Consider the following 19,023-nt stretch of genomic DNA (forward strand, 5'->3'; position numbering starts at 1 on the left):
GAGGAAACCGGTGGAACCGTCACATGCTGCGGGATGCGACGGCGGTTCGCCGCCCGCGTCACAGCGAGTTCACAGCGCCCCCGCGATTGGCCGCCCACCGCCGCCGGGTACCTCCCCACCGTGCAGATGGACGAGACCTGGCAGATCCGGCGGACCGCCACCGACCTGGACCGACTCAGCGAGACCGAGTCGGTCTTCGCCCTGTCCAACGGCTGGGTGGGCTGGCGGGGCACCCTCGACGAGGGCCAGCCCTACGGCATGCCGGGCAGCTACCTCAACGGGTTCCACGAACGGCGGCGACAGAGCTACCCCGAGGACGGGTACGCCTTCCCGCAGGAGAGCGACACCGTGATCAGCGCGCCCAACGCCGCCCTGATCCGGCTCTGGGTGGCCGGCGAACCCCTCGACCTGCGCACCGGGACCGTCCGCGCCCACGAGCGCACCCTCGACCTGCGGGCCGGCGTGGTACGCCGACACACCGAGTGGATCTCACCGGCCGGGCACGGGGTACGCGTCCGCAGCACCCGGCTGGTCTCCCTGCCCCGGCACGCCGTCGCCGCCGTCGACTACCAGGTCGAACCGCTCGACGACCGGCCGGTCGAGATCCGGGTCTGCTCGGACGTGCTCGCCAACGAGCCGGTGCCCGAACGGGCCGACGACCCCCGGGCCGCCTCGATCGTGCCCGACCCGCTCGACGCCGAGCTGCACCGCCCCGACGGCCACCGGGGCGTGCTGGTGCACCGCACCGACCGCAGCGCCCAACGGGTCGCCGTCGCGGTGACCCACGAGACGGACGTGCCGACGGGGTTCACCGACGGCGACGACCACACCCCGGACCGGCTGCGCACGACCCTCGAAGGGCGGCTCGCCCCCGGGCAGCGGCTCCGCCTGACCAAGTACGCCGCGTACGAGTGCACCCCGGTCGACGGCGGCACCCCCGACGAGCTGGCCGACCTGGTCACCGCCGAGGCCGACGCCGCCCACCGGCACGGGTTCGACGCGCTCCTGGCCGACCAGCGGGCCACCCTCGACGAGCGGTGGCGCACCGCCGACGTGGAGATCGACGGCGACCCGGAACTCCAGCAGGCCGTCCGGTTCTCCGTGTTCCACCTGCTCCAGGCGGGCCGGGTCGACGGCGACCGGACCATCGCGGCGAAGGGACTCACCGGCAACGGCTACGACGGGCACGTGCTGTGGGACACCGAGAGCTACGTGCTGCCGGTGCTGACGTACCTGCTGCCCGGGGTGGCCCGGGGGGCGCTGCGCTGGCGGCACGACCGCCTGCCGCAGGCCCGGGACCGGGCCGCCGAGCTGCGGCTCACCGGGGCCACCTTCCCGTGGCGCACCATCGGCGGCCGGGAGTGCTCCGGCTACTGGCCGGCCGGCACCGCCGCCCTGCACGTCAACGCCGACATCGCCGACGCGGTGCTGCGCTACGTCACGGTCACCGGGGACCAGGAGTTCCTCGCCGACACCGGGCTGGAACTGCTGGTGGAGACGGCCCGGCTGTGGGCCGGCTACGGCCACTGGTCCGACGACGGCGCGTTCCACGTCACCGGGATCACCGGCCCCGACGAGTACGCCGCCCTGGTCGACGACAACGTCTTCACCAACCTGATGGTCCGGCGCAACCTGCGGGGCGCCGCCGACGCCGCCGGCCGGCACCCGGAGCGGGCCACCGCCCTCGGTGTCGACCCGGCGGAGATCGCCGGCTGGCGGGCCGCCGCCGACGCGGTGCACCTGCCCTACGACCGCAAGCGCGGCGTGCACCAGCAGGCGGCGGGCTTCACCGAGCAACCCGAGTGGGACTTCGCGGCGATGACCGACGACGACTACCCGCTGCTGCTGCACTACCCCTACCTGGAGCTGTACCGGCGGCAGGTGGTCAAGCAGGCCGACCTGGTGCTCGCCATGCAACGCTTCCCGGGGGAGTTCACCGCCGAGGAGAAGGCCCGCAACTTCGCCTACTACCAGGCCCGCACCGTCCGCGACTCGTCGCTGTCCGCCGGCTCCCAGGCGGTGCTCGCCGCCGAACTGGGTCACCTCGACCTGGCGTACGACCTGTTCGCCGAGGCGGCCCTGCACGACCTCGCCGACCTCGGCGACAAGACCGGCGACGGGCTGCACCTGGCGGCCCTGGCCGGGGCGTGGACGGCGGTGGTGGAGGGCTTCGGCGGGTTGCGCGACGACACCGGGGTGCTCTCGTTCGACCCCCGGCTGCCGGCCCGGATCGACCGGCTCGCCTTCCACCTGCGCTGGCACGGGCACCGGCTACGGGTCACCCTGACCCGCGACGGGGCCCGCTACGAGCTACCCGACGCCGACCCGGAGACGACGGTCGACCTGCGGCACGCCGGGGAGCCGGTGACGGTCACCGGCGCGGCGGCGGTCACCCGGCCCCTGCCGCAGGTGCCCGACCCGGGGCCGGAACCGCCGTCACCGCACGGCCGGCGGCCGGCCCGCCGGGCCTGACCCGCCCCGCATCCGCTCCCGCACCACCGCCAGCTCCTCGAAGGCGTACGCCCAGTTGTGGCACTTGAAGCTGCGCAGGCCGGTGATCGGGGTGTGGCAGTCGAGGCAGTGCACCCCGGCGATCGCGTCCGGCACCTCGGTGTTGACGTAGCGGCGGTCACCGAGGATCACCGTGGCGATCATCAGCGGGTCGTGCACCCCCTTGAGGGCCGAGGCGACGATGTCCAGCCAGGTGGTCCGGCGTCCGCACTTGGGGCAGTCCGGTTCGTCGCCGCTGACCCACAGGGGTGCGCCGATGCTCTGCGCCGGCATCCCGAGCAGCTTCTCCAACCGGCGTACGTCGTGTTCCGGGGTGGTCCAGCGGTGCCGCCCCGGCAGCGAGGCGGGTGAGTCGTACACGGCCCGGAACAGGGCCGGGTCCACCTCCACGGTCTCCCGGTCAGTGTTCATCGGATGCCTCCTCGCCGACAGTCGGTGTCACCGTCATACCGGCCCGGGGCGGTCCCGTGCTGCCGGCTCGCCGACACGGCGGGTCAACATGTCGTCGCCCGGGGTGCTAGACATCAGGGCGCGACGTGCCCGCCGCCCGGCGGTGGGTCGTCCCGCAGCGACGTGAGGGGAAAGGGAGGGCCGGTGACCGCGCCGACCGACGCCGAGATGGGGCCGAACGTGGCCCGGATGTACGACTATTACCTCGGCGGGTGCCACAACTTCGCCGCCGACCGGGCCGCCGCCGAGCAGATCCTGCGGATCTTCCCGGACACCGGGATCGCCGCGCAGGCCAACCGGCACTTCCTGCGCCGGGCCGTGCGGCACGCCGCCGAGCTGGGCGTACGCCAGTTCCTCGACATCGGTGCCGGGCTGCCCACCCAGGGCAACGTGCACGAGATCGTCCGCCGGGTCGCCCCCGAATCGACGGTGGTCTACGTCGACTACGACGACGTCGCCGTCACCCACGCCCGGCGGTTGTTGCCGGCCGACGGGCGGACCAGCGTGGTCCGGGGCGACCTGCGCCGGCCGGACGAGTTGCTGGCCCACCCCGACGTGCGGGCGGCGATCGACTTCGGTCGCCCGGTGGCCGTGCTGCTGGTGGCGGTGCTGCACTTCGTCACCGACGCGGAGCAGCCGTGGGACGCCGTCGTCCGGCTGCGGGAGGCGACGGTTCCCGGCAGCCCGCTGGTCGTGTCCCACCTCACCACCGACGGTGCCCCGCCGCTGCCCACCCGGCAGGGGCAGGCGGTCTACCAGCGCAGCAGTGCCCCGCTGGTGCCCCGCCCGCACGCCGATGTGCTGCGTTTCCTCGACGGGTACGACCTGGTCGATCCGGGGCTGGTCCGGGTGGCCGAGTGGCGGCCCGACGGGGAACCCCGGGAACGGATCTCCCACGGCTACGCGGGGATGGGCCTGCGCCGCTGACCGTCGCGCCGGGTGATCCGCTGTCCGAGGTGGAGCACCAGCAGGGCGACCACGGCACCGGCCGCGCCGAGGGCGTACATGGTGGGCACGCCGGAGGGCAGCGTCGCGCCGCCGACGGCGGTGCCCAGGCCGATCCCGAGATAGATGGCGGACGAGTTCAGCGACACCACCAGGGGGGCCTGCTGCGGCGCGGCGGCGATCAACCGGTGCTGCTGTGCCGGGGTCTGACACCAGCTCGCCGCGCCCCACGCGCCGACCAGCAGCGCCACCAGCACCGTCGGGGCGGACCCGGCGGTGCTGAGCGCACCGAGCACGCCCAGCGCGACGGCCAGCGCGGCATAGCCCGTCGCCAGCACCGGCACCGCACCCCACCGGTCGGTGGCGTACCCGGCGGCGACGTTGCCGACGACCGCCCCCACGCCGTAGAGCAGCAACATCAGGTTGACCTGGTACGCGTCGACGTCGAGCGCGCCGAGGGTCGGCACCGCGAAGGCGTACACGGTGTAGCAGGCGGCCATCCCGATCACGGTGAGCGGCAGGACGGCGAGCACGGCCGGTCGGCGCAGCGCCGTCAGCCGGGCGCGCAACGGGACCGCCGGGCCGCCGGGCAGCGCGGGCATGGCCAGCCGGACGGCCGCCGCGACGGCGAGCGCCAGCAGGGCGACCGCGACGAGGGCGGCCCGCCAGCCGAGCCACCGCCCGGTCAGCCCGCCGAGCGGCACGCCCAGCGCGGTGGCGACGGTGAGCCCGCCGATCACCACGGCCAGGGCCCGGCCCCGTTGCGCGGGCGGCACCAGCGAGGCGCCCACGGCACCGGCGTTGGGGGTGTACGCGGCGGCGCCGGCGGCGGCGACGATCCGGCCGAGGAGCAGCACCGGCAGCGTCTCGGCAGCCGCCGCGACGAGGTTTCCGGCGGCGAGCACCAGCAGCGCGGCGACGAGCAGGCGACGGCGTGGCAGCCGGGCGGCCAGCGTGGACAGCAGTGGGGCGAGGATCGCGTAGGAGATCGCGAACACCGTCACCGACTGCCCGGCGGCGGTGGTGGTGGTCCGCAGTGCGGCGGCCATGTCGGGCAGCAGCCCGGCGACGACGAACGCGTCGGTGCCGACGGCGAAGGTGCCGGCGGCGAGGATCAGGGTGAACCGTAGGCCGCGCCCGGGTCCGGCGGTGGTGGCCGGCCCCGGGCCGGTACGGGTGTGCGGGTGGGACATGAGGTCTCCGGTTGGCGGGACGGCGTGCGGCGGCACGGCGGGCCGTGCCGGGCACGGGGACTCGGGGGTGGACGGTCGTCGGGGCCGGCGGGTGCGCCGGCCGGGGTCGCCGGTCGGGCGCGGGTGGGCCTGCGGGTGGTGGCGGGGTGCGCCACCGGTCGGTGCGACCGTGGGTCGGGGGTCGCGGAGGTCGCGGGCGGGCGTCAGCCGCGCAGTTGCGCGTAACGGCGACGGGTGCGCTCGGCTGCGCCCGCCGGAGCGGATTCGAGCAGGTCGGCCAGGGTGTGGCTGGCCAGCTCGCGACGCCAGGCCAGGTCGGCGCGGTGCATCACGGTGCTGATGGCACACGGGGTGCGGAACTCCGGCGCGGAGGGGTCCACCCCCGCGCCCCGCTGGCGGATCTCGGTGCACCGGAACGGGTTGTCGGGCCCGTCGACCGCCACCAGCACGTCCATCACCGTCACGTCCGCCGGTCGGCGGGCGAGTCGGAACCCGCCGCGCGCGCCGGGTACGGACTGGAGGATGCCGGCCCGGGTCAGGGCCTGGAGGCACTTGGTGAGGTACGCCGGGGGCAGCTCGAACCAGTCGGCGAGCCGGGCGGCGGGCATCGGGTGTTCGTCGCCGATCCAGGCGAGCGTGAGGCAGCAGTGCAACCCCCACTCGACCTGCTCGCTCATCCGCATAACCAGGATATTAGCTGTCCTGATTATGCGGCGGGGGGCGACACCGACGGCCGGTTACCCCGCGCGCCGGGTCCGGTGCGGGACCAGGGCGGCCGGCCGGCCGGAACCCCGGTCACGGCCGTCGCGCGTGCCGGTGCCGGGTGGGGCGGTCGCCGTGGGCGTGGACACGGGCCGTGGCGTGCTCATATGCGCAGCGCATAATGGTTACGGTCTCCGCGCTGTCCGGTGGAGGCGAGGGGCAGCGACGGCCGCCGGTCGGGGGTCGGGGCGACGAGCGGAGACGGCGGTACGGTGACCCAGGCGATGCCGAACGTGACCCGGAACACGCGTCAGCGCGGCGAGGTGCTGGCGTTGCTGCGCGAGGTCGACGGTTTCCACACCGCGCAGCAACTGCACCAGATGCTGGTGGCCCGCAAGGCGCGGGTGGGCCTGACCACGGTCTACCGCACCCTGCAACTGCTCGTCGACGCCCAGGAGATCGACTCCACCCGGCTGCCCGGCGGTGAACAGCTGTTCCGCCGGTGCAGCCAGAGCCGGCACCATCACCACCTGGTCTGCCGCCGGTGCGGCAGCACGGTGGAGGTGGCCGGGCCGGCGGTCGAACGGTGGGCCGACCAGGTCGCCGCCCAGCACGGCTTCACCGAGGTCGGGCACACCTTCGAGATCTTCGGCACCTGCGCGCAGTGCGCCCGTTGACCCGCAGCACACCGCACCGCCCCCGGCGATAACCGGACCCCCGTCGTCGGCGGGCCGCCGCCCGTGTCCGACCGTCGGGCACCGTCCGGTTGTCACCCGCGTCCGCTCGTCCGGCACCCGCTCGGGTTGTCGCCCGCATCCGGTTGTCGGGCACCGTTCGGGTGGTCGCCTGCGTCCCCGCTGCCCGGCCCCGCTCGGGTTGCCGCGTGTGCGGTGCCGTCCGGTGTGCCGGACCGCATTGGTGTCCTCCGGTCCGGCACACCGGTGCGGTCAGCAGTTGCGCAGCTCGGGTGACTGGTTCAGGAGCTGACCACGGGTGGAGATGAAGCGGCGGTAGGGCTCCGAGTCCACCGCCGCGGGGCGGAACGCGGCGACCCGGTGGCAGTTCTGGAACGCCAGCTTCACGCCGAAGTGGCGCTCCAGGCTGGCGCGGATGGCGTCGCTGGCCAGTGCGCGCAGCAACTGCCCCCGCTCCGCCTCGCCGGGCGGGGGTACGGAGTTGTCCGCCCGCTCCGCGCCCGACGACTCCAGGTCGGCGACGACCCGGCTCACGGTCTGCCAGGCGTACGGCAGGGATTCCCGAACGCAGGCGACGAAGTCCCGGTCGTCGACCGGGCCCGCTTCGGCGGCTTCCAGCAGGGCGGGTGACACGGTGAGAGACATGATCCTCCTCAACTGATAATGATAACGATTGTCGTTAGCGCTGACCCCGTGAGCACACCACGTCACTCCGCCCGCGTCAAACACCGACACTCCCGACGGTGCGCACGCAGCGGAGGGTGGGTCTCAGGTGGACCCGACCCGGCGGGCGTGGTCGGGTAACCTGTGGCTCAGCGGGCCGTTAGCTCAATGGCAGAGCTGAGGACTTTTAATCCTTAGGTTCTGGGTTCGAGTCCCAGGCGGCCCACCAGCAATCGCAGCCGAGCTGCGGAAATGCCTGACGAACATCAGCAGGCACCACCAGGGCGGCAGTTCGGCCCCGCTCCTGGTCCGCACGCAGATCCTGCCGAGCGTCGCCCGCGTCCGGTAAGGGCGGCCGGCCACCTCGCACCAGCCCGCCCGCGACTGCGACCGGCAGGTGTCGACCCGTGCCGCTGGTCCGCGCGGGACCCGGCAGCATCGGTGCGGGTTCCACCCCGTTGCCGGGGTCGTCGGCAGGGACAACGGGCGTCGATCGAGCCTGAGAATTTTTGATCATAATTATGGTGATTTTGCATACAGCAAGTGCGGCAATATGTCGTCATTTCGGGTCAGTGTCGGCATTTCGCGCCGGGGGCCGAGGCATAAATCAGCTTCTACCGGCGCTAAGATGGAGCAAACGTGGTGCGGGGCTTCTCCGGTTGCGGCTCGCGACCTTGAGGTTGCGGGGTGGCCGTGTGTGCTCTGCCGCCCTGCGTGTGCTATGAAGGTACGGCGACTTCCTATGGCCCATAGGTTGCAGCCGGTGGCTCGTTGCATGACTGGTCGCTTGAGTTGGTGCCTCCAGGACGAGGCTGAGGGATCAGGGAGGCAAGGGTGGCCCGAGTCGGATTGGTGGCGTCGCGGGTGACGACGGCCGCAGCCGACCTGGCTGACAAGGTCGGCTTCGACAAGGTCACCCTCTCGGCCGTGGCTCGCATCCTCGGCATCGCCGAGCCCAGCATGTACTCGCACGTCCGTAGCGTCGCGGAGCTGCGTAAGGGTGTCGCCGTGCTCGCCGCCACCGAGTTGGCGGACTGCATCGGGGAAGCGCTCGCGGGTCGGGCCGGCAAGGACGCGTTGGTGGCGTTCTCCAATGCCTACCGGGAGTTCGCCCGCACCTGTCCGGGCCGGTACACCGCCACCCACATCCAGCTCACCGAGGAGGAGCTGTCCCGGTCGACGGGCCACCAGCGCATCTTTGCGATGACGATGGCGATGTTCCGCGCCTACGACCTGAGCGAGGGTGAATTGACCGACGCGGTCCGGCTCGTTCGGAGTTCTCTGCACGGCTTCGTCTCACTGGAGTCGATCGGTGGTTTCGGGCATCCCCGGGACGTGCAGAAATCTTGGGAAAATGGCATCGAAGCAATTCACGTGATGCTCACCGAGTGGCCCTCGTCCGGCGCTGCGCGATAGGCGACCCCCGGCGGTAGTCCGCCGCCAGCAAGCGCGCTCCCCCGGCCGCGCATTTAATGCCTGGGGTAACTCTTCATTCCCGTTTTCCGGGTGCCGTCGTACGCCTCACTATCACTCTGAGTAATTGTAGAGTGACCCGTTGCGTCCGGGCATACACATTGATAGATTTGCACTGATGTTTACATGTGTAACAGCGCCCGACCCGGCGCGAGGGAGGCTTCAACGGGTCAATCACTCCGCACTGCACCGTGATTTTATTGTGGAGGCAAAGATGACTACGGGGACGACAGATTCGACGAGCGATGACGTGAATTATTCGGGGGATTCGAGGCACCACCGGGTCGAGGGGGGCGAGACCAGCCCGACCGTGGAACAGGTTCCCCTCCACGAGCTCAGCGGGTCCTGCTCGCCGAGAATCGCCGGAGCGGACGGATCCCACGTACAGACGCTCGCGGTGTGCGCCGGGCAGCTACCGCCGATCATCGTGCACCGGCAGACCATGCGGGTGGTGGACGGCTGGCACCGGTTGCAGGCCGCCGGCATCCGGGGGGACGCCACCATCCCGGTCCGGTTCTTCGACGGAAACGAGCAGGACGCCTTCGTCCTGGCCGTACGACTGAACGCCAAACACGGTCTGCCGCTCTCGGCCGCCGACCGGCGGGCCGCCGCCGAACGTATCGTCGCCTCCCATCCGAGCTGGTCCAACCGGGCCATCGCCGCCGTGGTCGGCATCGCCGACAAGACCGTCGCCTCGATCCGACGGCAGCGCAACGAAGGCGTCGCCTCGGAGGTGAGCCGGGTCGGCCTCGACGGCCGGACCCGGCCGGTCTCCAGCGCCGACGGACGCCGACGTGCCGGTGAGTTCATCGCGCGGCATCCGGACGCGTCGCTGCGGGAGATCGCCCGCAGCGTCGGCATCTCACCCGGAACCGCCCGCGACGTCCGGACCCGCCTGGAGCGTGGCGAGGACCCGGTCGCCACGAAGCAACGAGACACCGACGCCAGGCAGGACACGGCACCGGTCCGCCAGGTGACGCGACCGCCCCGGGACGATCTCGCCGCCCGGCGCACCAGCGTCGAGCAGCCGACGCCGGTGTTGGACCTCCGGCGGGACCCCCGGCTCCGCTTCACCGACGCCGGCCGCCTCCTGCTGCGGTTCCTGGAGTTCCGTGCCCTCGACGAACTGCAACGGCGACGGCTGTTGGAGGCCGTGCCGACCTACCAGTCGGGCGCGGTGGCACGCATCGCCCGGGAATGCGCGCGGAGCTGGCAGATGTTCGCCGATCAGCTGGAACGGCGGGAACGCTACTCCGCGTGACACCGGCACCAACGGCGCCGCCGGGCGGAGATCCGGCGGCGTCGTTCGTGCCGGTCACCGGACGGGGGCACAGCGCTCCCCGTCGTTGCGGTACTCGTGCCGCGTGCCCTCGTGGACGATCGACGACACCGCGTCCACCAACCGATCGACGTGTTCCACCGGAGTCCCCGCGCCGAAGCTCGCGCGTATCGCGTGCTGGCTGCGCCCCTGCGGCCGGGAGTCCCGCCCGGAAGCGGGACCCTGGTGCACGGCACCGACCAGCACACGCATCAGGGGATGGGCGCAGAACAGGCCGTCCCGCACGCCGATCCCGTGCTCGGCTGAGAGCGCTGCCGCCACCTGCGAACTCCTCCACCCCTCGATCACGAAGCTGACCACGCCCACCCGTGGTGCCCCGTCGCCCAGCAGGGAGAGCAACGTGACACCCGGAATGGCGGCCAGGCCGCCCGTCAGCCGGCGCAACAAGGCGTCCTCCCGCTCCACGAGAGCGCTGAACCCCGCCTCGGCCAACGCCCGGCAGGCCGACGCCACGGCGTACGCACCCACGACGTTGGGCGACCCGGCCTCGTGCCGGGTGCTGCCGCCGTGCCACTGCACGTCGAGGGTGCCCGCCGCCGTCACCTCCACCCGCCGGCTCGCCCCGCCGCCGGCCAGGTAGGGCCGTGCCGCACCCAGCCAGTCGGCCCGACCGGCCAGGACACCGGCCCCGAACGGGGCGTACATCTTGTGACCGGAGAACGCCACGTAGTCGACGCCCAGGGCGCCGACGTCGATCGGTCGGTGCGGTGCCAGCTGGGCGGCGTCGAGCACCAGGCGGGCACCGGCGGCGTGGGCCACCGAGGCCAGCTCCGCCACCGGCCACAGTTCGCCGGTCACGTTCGACGCCCCGGTCACACAGACCAGCCCCGGTCGTCCCCGGCTTCGTCCGGCCAGCGCCGCGGTCAACCGGTCGACCGCGTCCTGCGCCGAGCACGGTGCGGCAAGGACGGTGGTCGCACCGTCGTGCCACGGCAGCAACGCGGCGTGGTGCTCGGTCTCGAAGACATACACCTCGGTGTCCCCCGGAAGGGCCCCGGCGAGCAGGTTGAGCGAGTCGGTCGTCGAGCGGGTGAACAGGACCTCGTCGTCGGGCCGGACACCGAGATGCTGGCGGACCGTGTCCCTGCTGCGCTCAAGCAGCGCGGTGGACAGCTGCGAGAGATAGCCCGCGCCGCGGTGCACGCTCCCGTAGTACGGCAGGAAAGCCGCGACGTCGTCCCACACCCGTTCCAGGGCAGGGGCGCTCGCCGCATAGTCCAGCGCCGCGTACGTCACGTGTCCGCCGGTGACCAGCGGCACCGTGACGTCGCGACCCAGGACCGGCAAGGGTGCGCGAAGCGCCGGATCGATCGGCGCAGAGGTGGAAGTGGCCGGCATGGAGGACCTCCTGTTCCTGGGTGCACGCCCGACGGGCACGGACTGGTTCCCTCGACACGGTGAGCGCGGGCCCCGGGCCGGAGAGCCGGTTCACCTCACCGCCGCGGACGCGGCCCCCGAGGCGGCGCCGACGACTGCCGGCCGCCCCAGCCGGTCGCACAGATCCCGCGCTCCCAGCACGGCCAGAGCCATGCTGGTGAGGGTCGGATTGCACGCCGTACGCGTCGGGATGACACCGTTGCCGGCCACGTACAGCCCGCGCACACCCCAGACCTGCGAAACCGGGTCACAGACACTGGTGCCGTCGTCCGAGACTCCCATCCGTACGGTGCCCTGGTAGTGCAGGGAGCTGCCGGGCGGATGCACCCAGGGCACCTCCCCCTCGACCGGCCGGCCGAGCAGCCGGCTCAGCCGCAGCACCGCCTCCCGCGCCGCCCCGATCGTGGCCCCGTCTGCCGGGCTCGGCCGGTGACGCAGCCGCATCACCGGCAGGCCGGCCCAGTCACGCTCGTCATCGCTGAAGGTCACCCGGTTGCCCGCAGCCACGTCCTGCGGCACGAAGAGGTGCACCGCGGCCCACGGGTGCGGGGCAGGGACCGGCAAGGTGGTCGGATCGAGGGGAGTCACCATCCCGTGGAACGGGAAGGTCAGGTCGTCGTAGGGAATCCAGGTGACGCCCCGGGCCGGGCCGGCCGGCACCTCACCGGCGAAACCGTGCAGCTCGGCGGCGAGCGACACCTGAGCGTGCTCGTTGAGGTACCGACCCAGCGCCGGTGGTCGGATGCCCGAGGCGAACAGCAGTTGCGGGGTACGCAGCGAGTCTGCGGCGACCACCACGTGCCCGGTGCGCACGGTGGAGACCGATCCGGTGGCGAGATCGCGCAGCTCCACCCCGGTCACGCCACCGTCGTCGGTCAGGACCCGGCTGCACAGGGTGCGGGTACGCAACACGACGTGGCGGCGCCGGTCGCCGAGCAGCCCGCCGAGGACCACGTCGACACCGGCCCGCCGTACCGACCCGTTCTCGACGGTCAGCGCCATGGGCAACGGCTGAACGCGCCGGTGCGCAGCGCGGCCGTCGTCGAGTGCGGCACCCAACCGTCGCCGTATCCGTGACTCGACGGGCGAGTCGGCGAACTGCCGTGCCGAGACGCGCAGCAGACGTTCGGCGACCCCGAGCGCCCCGTCGAGCACGGCCGGGTCGAGAAAGTCGATGCGCTCGGCACCGGCGGGCCGTGGGCAGGCTGCGAACCACTGGGTGGCCATGCCGCCGACGTTGCAGGCGGCCTGCGCGGCGGGGAGGGAGCCGCCCGGGTCCACCGGGAACAGGCCCGGACGGCTGAGAAAGGCACCGTCACGTTGACCGCGCGGAACGTTGTGGGCGATGCCGGAGGCGACCGTCGTGCCATGCCGGACCCGCAGCGGCCCCTGTGACGCGACCTGGGCCCGGTCGAGTTCCCCCGGATCCGTGACGTGACTCAGATGCCGGCCCGGTGGCTCGGTCACCGCCGGACCAGCCTCGACGATCAGGATGCGCACGGCCGGTACGGTGTCCGCGACCAGCCGCGCGTAGACGGCACCGGTGAGGCCGCTGCCGACGATGACGACGTCCGCGACGTCGGTGGACTCGCTCATCTGTGCTCCTCAGCCGGAGTCGAGGTGCGGACCGCGGTCACAGTGACCGTGCGATCACGACGCGCTGTATCTGGTTCGTCCCCTCGATGATCTGCAGCAGCTTGGCCTCCCGCATCCAGCGTTCGACCGGATGGTCCCGGACGTAGCCGTACGCGCCGAGCACCTGGACGGCGTCGGTGGTCGCCCGCATCGCCACGTCGGTGGCGAAGAGCTTGGCCCGGGCGGCCATCGCCGTGACGACGCCGTCCGGCTGGCCCTCGTCCAGGGCCCGGGCGGCCTCCCGGACCAGGGCCCGCGCCGCGGCGACCTCCGTCGACATGTCCGCCAACAGGAACGCCACACCCTGGAAGTCGGTGATTGGACGATCGAACTGCCGCCGGTGCCTGGCATAGGCGGTGGCGTACTCCAGGGCTGCCTGGGCGAGCCCGACGGCACAGGAGGCGATGCCGAGGCGGCCCCGGTCGAAGAGCCCGGCCGCGATGAGGAAGCCCTTGCCGCGTCGGCCGATCAGCCGGTCGGCCGACACCCGCGCGGCATCCAGCACGACGGAGGCGGTCGGCGACGACTGCACCCCCATCTTCCGTTCCGGCCGCTGCGGCGAGACACCCGGCGTGTCGGCGGGGGCGAGCAACACCGACAGTCCCCGTACGCCCTCGCCACCGGTGCGGCAGAAGACGTTGTAGTAGTCGGCGACGCCGGCATGGCTCGTCCAGGCCTTCGTGCCGTCCACGACGTAGACGCCCGCGGCCTCGTCCAGGCGGGCCGCGCAGGCGATCGCGCCGACGTCCGACCCGGCCGCCGGCTCGGAGATGCAGTTGGCACCGAGCAGGTCACCGCCGAGCATGTCGGGCAACCAACGGCTGCGCTGCTCCGGGCTGCCCCACCGGGCCAACGGGTAGCACGACAACACGTGGATGTTGACGGACTGCGCCACCGCCAGCCAACGGCTCGCAAGTGTCTCCAACACGCTCAGGTAGACCTCGTACCGCTGACCGCCACCCCCGTACTCGACCGGGTAGGGCAGGCCCAGCAGGCCCACCCGGCCCAGCGTGCGGAGCAGGTCCCGGGGAAAACTGCCGCGTGCCTCGAACTCGTCGACGAGGGGCGACAGCTCCTTGTCGGCCAGTTCCCGGGCCAGCGACAGCAGGTCCCGGACCTCCGTCGCCTCCGCCGTCCCCGGAGGTGCTCCCTGCGGGGTCCGCCCCGTCACCACCGGGTCGCCGCCGGCCACGTCGCGTCGACCCGGCGGACCGCGTACTCCCAGTACGACCGGATGGACAGATCGGCGTAGATGAAGTCGCGCTTGAGCTGGACGTCCTCGTCGGAGGCCCAGACGTACGGCACGCCGGTCTGCTCGGCCAGCAGTTGCAGGCGGCACGCCCGCTCCAGGACCTGCGCGAGCACCGCGGCGTGCCGGACGCTCCGACCGACCACCACCCCGCCGTGGTTGCGCAGCAGCAGACCCTCGCCACTGCCGAGGCTCTTGGCGATCGCCTCGCCGGTCGACTGGTCGAGCACCGTGTTGCTGGTCTGCGTGAACAGCCCGAGCCGGCCGGTGAAGTAGGAACCGTCGTGCGAGAGGGGCCGCAGGTGCAGATCGGTGGCGCCGAAAACGAGCGTGTACGGCGCATGGCTGTGCACGATCCCGTTGACGTCCGGGCGGGCCCGGTAGATGGCCTGGTGCAGCGGCAGCTCGGGGGGCGCCAACGGGTCCACCGGAGCGTGCGGGTCCGTCGACGCGGCCACCACCTGGGCCGGGGTCGCCTCGTCGAAGCCGCAGAGGGCGTTCTTGATGAAGAACACGTCCGAGCCGGGCCTACGTGCCGAGATCTGACCCTGGTTGAAGTCGTCGTGACCGTCGAGCGACAGCATGCGTGCGCCGTACGCGATCTGCCTGCTCAGGTGCGCCGGAACCGGACGAGGAGTCACCTGGTCGGCCTCGGGGCTCATCGTTGGTCCTTTCCGCCGTCGCCGCCCATGACGGCCAGCATCTGGTCGAAGACGTCGTGTGCGTGGTGCACGCCCACCGGCAGACTGGTGGCCGCGGCAGCGATACCGATCGCCCCGGCGGCGGCGGTCCGGATGGACCCCACCGTGTGCACCAGGGCGAGCGACTGCCCGTCCCAGCCGAGTCGCAGCTCGTGGTCGCTGACCGCGTCACCCGCGCGTAGCGAGGCCACGTCGCTGACCTCGTGCTCGGTCAGCGACGTCCACAACCGGCTCAGCTGAACCGCCGTGGTGCTGGGCCGGTGCGCCTTGCGGGCCGGGTGACGCTCGAAGACGGCGGCCTCGGGGACCGCGCCGGTGACGCCGGCCCGGGCCATGGTCGTCACCACCTCGGCGACGCACCGCACCGCCCTGCTCAGCAGGTAGTTTCCCAGGGTCAGGTTGGGGGCGGCCACCACGGCGACGGACCGGCCCAGCCGGCCCAGCACGGCCTGCTGCTGCTCGTCCAGTCCCGAGACGCACTGGACCAGCGGGCGACGCCAGTGGTGACAGAGTTCGGCGACGCCGGTCAACGCCGCGGGCGCGGAGCAGTCGACGACGACGTCGGGTGCCGTCTCGGTGCGTGGATCGGGCAGGGCGCGGGAGGCGTAGACGCGTACCTCGTGCCCCTCGGCCCGGGCCAGGTCGCGCACCGCGGTGCCGAGTCGGCCCCGGCCGACCACTCCCACTACCGGCTCAGACATGCGCCGACTCGTCCTGTGCCGCGACCAGGGCGACGATGCCGTCGACCGACCGAAGTCGATCATCCTCCTCGTCCTGGTCGATCTCGATGCCGAAGGTGTTCTCGATCGCGTCGATCATGCGGATGTAGGACAGCGACGAGTACCCCAGCGCCGGAAGCGATCCGCCCGCCCGGTCGAGGTCCGCCTCGCTGAGCCCGCCCTCGGCCGACTCGGTGATGATGCGCGCGACTTTCTGTCGAATTCTGGTGCCGCTTTCCGACATGACCATCTCCTTGCACGTTGCGGCTATCGGGATCGATACGTGGCGTCTCAGCCGTCGGTGCGGTCGACGGCGAACAGTCCTTCGAGGGCCGCCATCGCCGGCTTGCCGGCGGACCCCCGGGGGATCTCGGGGACGACACGGACCAGGCTGGGAATCTTGTACGGTGCGAGCCGGTCGGCCAGGAAGCGTCGGGGCCCCGAGGGGTCCAGCGAGTCGTCGGCGGCCAGCACGGCAGCCAGGGCGGGCACGCCGTGCCGGTCCAACACCTGGAGCACCACGGCGTCGCGGACACCGGCAGCCGCCCGCAGGGCCTCCACCACCTCGGTGGCATCGATCTTCCGGCCGCCCACGTTGATCACCCGGTGGCTGCGTCCACTCAGGAACAGGCTGCCGTCGGCCAGGTAACCGCGGTCACCCGTGCGGTAGTAACCGTCGTCGGTCATCCGGCTCTCCAACAGCCCCGGGGCGTTGAGGTAGCGGGTGCCCATGGACTCGCTGCGTACCTCGACGGGACCCGGGTTCGCCCTGGTCCCCGCGCGCAGCAGTACGCCCGGCAGCGGCCCACCGAGGCCCAGGTCGGTCAGTGGATCGGTGGCGAAGGTGAGCGGGCCGGCCTCCGCGGCGCCGAAGTAGTTCCGCAACGGCACCCCGGTCGCCTCGACGAACCGGTGTTTCGTGCCGGGATCGAGCGGCGCCGCCGACGAGATGGCCATGCGTAGCCGGCCGAACGAGCCGTCGGTCACCGGTCGGCGTACCAGCGAGTCGTAGAGGGCGGGAAAGCCGACCAGCCGGGTGGCGGCGCACGCCGCGACCGCCCGGCCCACCGCACTGCCGGACGGCAGACCGTTGGGCAGGTGCAACCGGGCACCCACCAGGAACGCCGACAGCAGCGAGGTGTTGAAGGCGAGGCCGTTCGACAGGGACGCGAAGCAGGCGATGCTGTCGTCGGCGTCCAGGCCCGTCCCCGTCGCCCAGTTGACTGCGGCCCGGTGCACCGCCTGCCCGCGGAACTCGATGCAGTGGGGCCGCCCCGTCGAGCCGGAGGTGAAACGGCAGACCTCGGTCTGCGGGTCGAGTGCGGCGCGGCCGGCGGACGGGGCGCCGGTGACGGTCAGGGTGCCCAGCTCACCACGTGGGGTGCCCCAGCCGGGCGCGGGGGAGTCGTGCACCAGGAGGTCGAGGCCGCAGTCCTCCCGGATCGCCGCTGTCTCCTGCACCCCGCTGACCCGGTCGATGAGGAAGGGGACCGCGCCGCAGCGGAGGGCGGCCAGGTAGGCGACCACGTAGGCGACACCGTTGCCGGCCCGGATTCCGATCCGGCCACGGTCTCCTCCCGGCAGCAACCCGGCCAGCGTGTCGGCCCAGACCGCACTCGACCGGATGAGCTCACGGTAGGTCAGTGTGGTCTGCCGGTCGGAGACCGCCGGCCGGTCGCCGTGCCGTCGGGCGGCGTCGTCGATCACCTCGATCAGCATGTCTCAGGCCTCGTCATGGGCGTAGGCGCGTTGCAGCCGGTCGAGCTTGACCGCCACGACGCCGGCCTGACCGACCAGGGCCACGTACAGGGCTTCGTCCCTCTGCGGCAGCGCACTGAGCCGGTGCCAACCGGCGGCGTCGAACCCGCCGATGGTGGTGATCGCCAGTCCCGCGTCGGCGGCACCCAGACACAGCAGGTGGGCCAGTACGCCCGCCCGGAACAGGGCCGCGTCCACGCCGTCGATGCCGAGCTGGAAGATGGCGTCCCGGGGGGCGTGGAAGACCACCGCCGCAGCGGCATGTCGGAGGTGCTCCTGACCCATGCAGATACGCACCAGTTCGTCACCGTCGACCACGTGCTCCGCCACCGGCTCCGGGGCGAGCGTCCCGTCGTACACCCGGTAGGCCCCGGCCGCCAACCCCGCCACCCGGCGGGCGAGCACGGTGATGCCGAACGTGCCGGTCACGGGAAGGTCCCACGGCAGGCGGGTCCCCGTGGCCCTCAGCGCCCGGCGGACGTCGCCCACCGGCACCGTCTCGCCGGTGAAGTCCTTGGCGGAGCGTCGTCGCGGCGCCGCCACGGCCAACGGGCCGGCAGCCGCCACCCGGGCCGCGGTGAACGACCCGGTGCCGCTGTCCGCGACGGGCGTTCCCGGCTGCGGTCGGGCCGGAAGACGTTGCCAGCACTGCTGTTCGGGGTGCTCGGGCAGCGTCTGCCTCAGCGGGGCCCGGTGCTGGTCGACGCAGGCCCAGCTCTCCCGAGGTGCGGACGACGGAGCGGTCGGCGAGTCCAGCCACAGTGCGCTGTGGACGAAGCGGCAGCGGCCCGGCAACCCCAACACCTGATCCAGCGGGCGCACCTCGCGTGCTGTCAGGCCGCGTGTCCGCTCGAAGCGCGACTGAGCGAGACAGAGCAGATGTGTGCTCAGGTGGGCGGCGTCCAGGTGCGCGTAGAGGTAACCGCGGTCGCCGTACTTCCGCATCGACAGCCACGGGCGCACGTTGGTGAGCAGCAGGGTCCTGCCGGGCCCCGGCAGCGGCAGGCCGCCAGGCCACTCGGCTGGTCCGATGCGGCACTGCAGATGGACCGACCGGCGTGCGGCGTCCACCGCGAAGACCGCCAGTTCCCCGGCGTGCTCCGCGACGACCGCGTGCTCGTACGGGTAGAGCGCCCCGGCCGAGGGCACCGAGATCCCACCGTGCCGGGATCCCCGGCAGGCCACCTCGAGGAGTTGCAGCACCGGATGGAGCTCGGCCGGTACCGGGATGCGCCCGGGGCGTGGCGCGTCGGCGGCCGGCGCCGCGAGCGCCATCCGGTGCCAGAAGGCGACGACGTCCGGCTCGGCCTCGGTGGAATGGCGGGCCAGCGACGCCGGGATGCCCCGGTCGCCGTCGAGACCGTCGGCGAGACCCCCGGACACATCTTCGCGAGTGTTCCAGGAATTGTGGTACGCGACCGAAGATCGATCCATCAGCAGTCCGCTTCTCGTCTGCCGGCGCCACAATTCAACCATGCCGCAGGAGTGGCGGATGGTGTGCGCCGAGATGCGTGTGGAATTGCTTGTCGGCCGACCGCTGAAACAGGTCCGGCGCGAAATCAACCATGCCAGACCAACTATTGGCGGTCCAGCCCGGCAACTGCGGGATTCCG

At 72.4% G+C, this 19,023-nt stretch carries 17 protein-coding genes and 1 tRNA gene; 6 read left to right on the forward strand and 12 right to left on the reverse strand.

Annotated features, from left to right (window positions below; all coding sequences use genetic code 11):
• Positions 1–126 precede the first annotated feature (126 nt).
• On the forward strand, positions 127–2,472 hold the full coding sequence (locus JQN83_RS02675; RefSeq protein WP_208565821.1) for a glycoside hydrolase family 65 protein: 2,346 nt from the start codon (positions 127–129) through the stop codon (positions 2,470–2,472).
• Here the strand turns inward: JQN83_RS02675 and JQN83_RS02680 are convergent.
• Complete coding sequence (locus tag JQN83_RS02680) at positions 2,437–2,922, reverse strand: DUF8243 domain-containing protein (protein WP_208565389.1); 486 nt, start codon at positions 2,920–2,922, stop codon at positions 2,437–2,439. The two genes, JQN83_RS02675 and JQN83_RS02680, sit on opposite strands and share 36 nt — an antisense overlap.
• A 183-nt stretch (positions 2,923–3,105) precedes the next feature.
• Between JQN83_RS02680 and JQN83_RS02685 the strand changes: the two genes are divergently transcribed.
• Positions 3,106–3,888, forward strand: a complete 783-nt coding sequence (locus JQN83_RS02685) for an SAM-dependent methyltransferase (protein ID WP_307798957.1) — start codon at positions 3,106–3,108, stop codon at positions 3,886–3,888.
• Here the strand turns inward: JQN83_RS02685 and JQN83_RS02690 are convergent.
• Together JQN83_RS02690 and JQN83_RS02695 are read right to left on the reverse strand one after the other, a co-directional pair.
• Positions 3,861–5,099, reverse strand: a complete 1,239-nt coding sequence (locus JQN83_RS02690; protein ID WP_208565390.1) for an MFS transporter — start codon at positions 5,097–5,099, stop codon at positions 3,861–3,863. The genes JQN83_RS02685 and JQN83_RS02690 overlap by 28 nt on opposite strands.
• A gap of 203 nt (positions 5,100–5,302) precedes the next feature.
• Positions 5,303–5,776, reverse strand: a complete 474-nt coding sequence (locus JQN83_RS02695; protein WP_208565391.1) for an RrF2 family transcriptional regulator — start codon at positions 5,774–5,776, stop codon at positions 5,303–5,305.
• Between the two features lie 309 nt (positions 5,777–6,085).
• Between JQN83_RS02695 and JQN83_RS02700 the strand changes: the two genes are divergently transcribed.
• A complete protein-coding gene (locus JQN83_RS02700) occupies positions 6,086–6,478 on the forward strand; it encodes a Fur family transcriptional regulator (RefSeq protein WP_208565392.1) in 393 nt (130 codons plus the stop codon).
• 270 nt (positions 6,479–6,748) lie between these two features.
• On the opposite strand, the gene JQN83_RS02705 is transcribed toward JQN83_RS02700, so the two are convergent.
• A complete protein-coding gene (locus JQN83_RS02705; protein ID WP_208565393.1) occupies positions 6,749–7,141 on the reverse strand; it encodes an SCO5389 family protein in 393 nt (130 codons plus the stop codon).
• Positions 7,142–7,313: 172 nt separating this feature from the next.
• Between JQN83_RS02705 and JQN83_RS02710 the strand changes: the two genes are divergently transcribed.
• The 3 genes from JQN83_RS02710 (at position 7,314) to JQN83_RS02720 (ending at position 9,893) form a co-directional block, all read left to right on the forward strand.
• Positions 7,314–7,388 (forward strand) — tRNA-Lys (locus JQN83_RS02710).
• Between the two features lie 605 nt (positions 7,389–7,993).
• Positions 7,994–8,575 (forward strand): TetR/AcrR family transcriptional regulator, encoded by a 582-nt coding sequence (locus JQN83_RS02715; protein WP_208565394.1) that lies wholly within the window; start codon positions 7,994–7,996, stop codon positions 8,573–8,575.
• Between the two features lie 454 nt (positions 8,576–9,029).
• Positions 9,030–9,893 carry a ParB/RepB/Spo0J family partition protein gene (locus tag JQN83_RS02720; protein ID WP_208565395.1) on the forward strand — a complete coding sequence of 288 codons (864 nt, stop codon included), beginning with the start codon at positions 9,030–9,032 and terminating at the stop codon, positions 9,891–9,893.
• Between the two features lie 54 nt (positions 9,894–9,947).
• On the opposite strand, the gene JQN83_RS02725 is transcribed toward JQN83_RS02720, so the two are convergent.
• The 8 genes from JQN83_RS02725 to JQN83_RS02760 form a co-directional block, all read right to left on the reverse strand.
• Positions 9,948–11,309, reverse strand: a complete 1,362-nt coding sequence (locus tag JQN83_RS02725; RefSeq protein WP_208565396.1) for an aminotransferase class V-fold PLP-dependent enzyme — start codon at positions 11,307–11,309, stop codon at positions 9,948–9,950.
• Between the two features lie 90 nt (positions 11,310–11,399).
• Positions 11,400–12,944 carry a GMC oxidoreductase gene (locus JQN83_RS02730; RefSeq protein WP_208565397.1) on the reverse strand — a complete coding sequence of 515 codons (1,545 nt, stop codon included), beginning with the start codon at positions 12,942–12,944 and terminating at the stop codon, positions 11,400–11,402.
• A 37-nt stretch (positions 12,945–12,981) separates the two neighbouring features.
• A complete protein-coding gene (locus JQN83_RS02735) occupies positions 12,982–14,154 on the reverse strand; it encodes an acyl-CoA dehydrogenase family protein (RefSeq protein ID WP_208565823.1) in 1,173 nt (390 codons plus the stop codon).
• Positions 14,151–14,894 carry a class II aldolase/adducin family protein gene (locus JQN83_RS02740; protein WP_208565398.1) on the reverse strand — a complete coding sequence of 248 codons (744 nt, stop codon included), beginning with the start codon at positions 14,892–14,894 and terminating at the stop codon, positions 14,151–14,153. Before JQN83_RS02740 ends, JQN83_RS02735 begins: the two co-directional genes overlap by 4 nt.
• Positions 14,891–15,634, reverse strand: a complete 744-nt coding sequence (locus JQN83_RS02745) for a dihydrodipicolinate reductase C-terminal domain-containing protein (RefSeq protein ID WP_208565399.1) — start codon at positions 15,632–15,634, stop codon at positions 14,891–14,893. Before JQN83_RS02745 ends, JQN83_RS02740 begins: the two co-directional genes overlap by 4 nt.
• The gene (locus JQN83_RS02750; protein WP_208565400.1) at positions 15,627–15,896 is read right to left on the reverse strand and encodes an acyl carrier protein; all 270 of its coding nucleotides are present in this window, start codon (positions 15,894–15,896) and stop codon (positions 15,627–15,629) included. The genes JQN83_RS02745 and JQN83_RS02750 overlap by 8 nt, the downstream gene beginning before the upstream one ends.
• A gap of 47 nt (positions 15,897–15,943) precedes the next feature.
• Positions 15,944–17,371, reverse strand: coding sequence for a class I adenylate-forming enzyme family protein (locus tag JQN83_RS02755; RefSeq protein WP_208565401.1), 1,428 nt, complete (start codon positions 17,369–17,371; stop codon positions 15,944–15,946).
• A gap of 3 nt (positions 17,372–17,374) precedes the next feature.
• Positions 17,375–18,844, reverse strand: coding sequence for a nitroreductase family protein (locus tag JQN83_RS02760; RefSeq protein WP_208565402.1), 1,470 nt, complete (start codon positions 18,842–18,844; stop codon positions 17,375–17,377).
• Between the last annotated feature and the right edge of the window lie 179 nt (positions 18,845–19,023).

It is taken from the genome of Micromonospora antibiotica, assembly GCF_017599305.1.
GTDB classification, from domain to species: Bacteria; Actinomycetota; Actinomycetes; order Mycobacteriales; family Micromonosporaceae; genus Micromonospora; species Micromonospora antibiotica.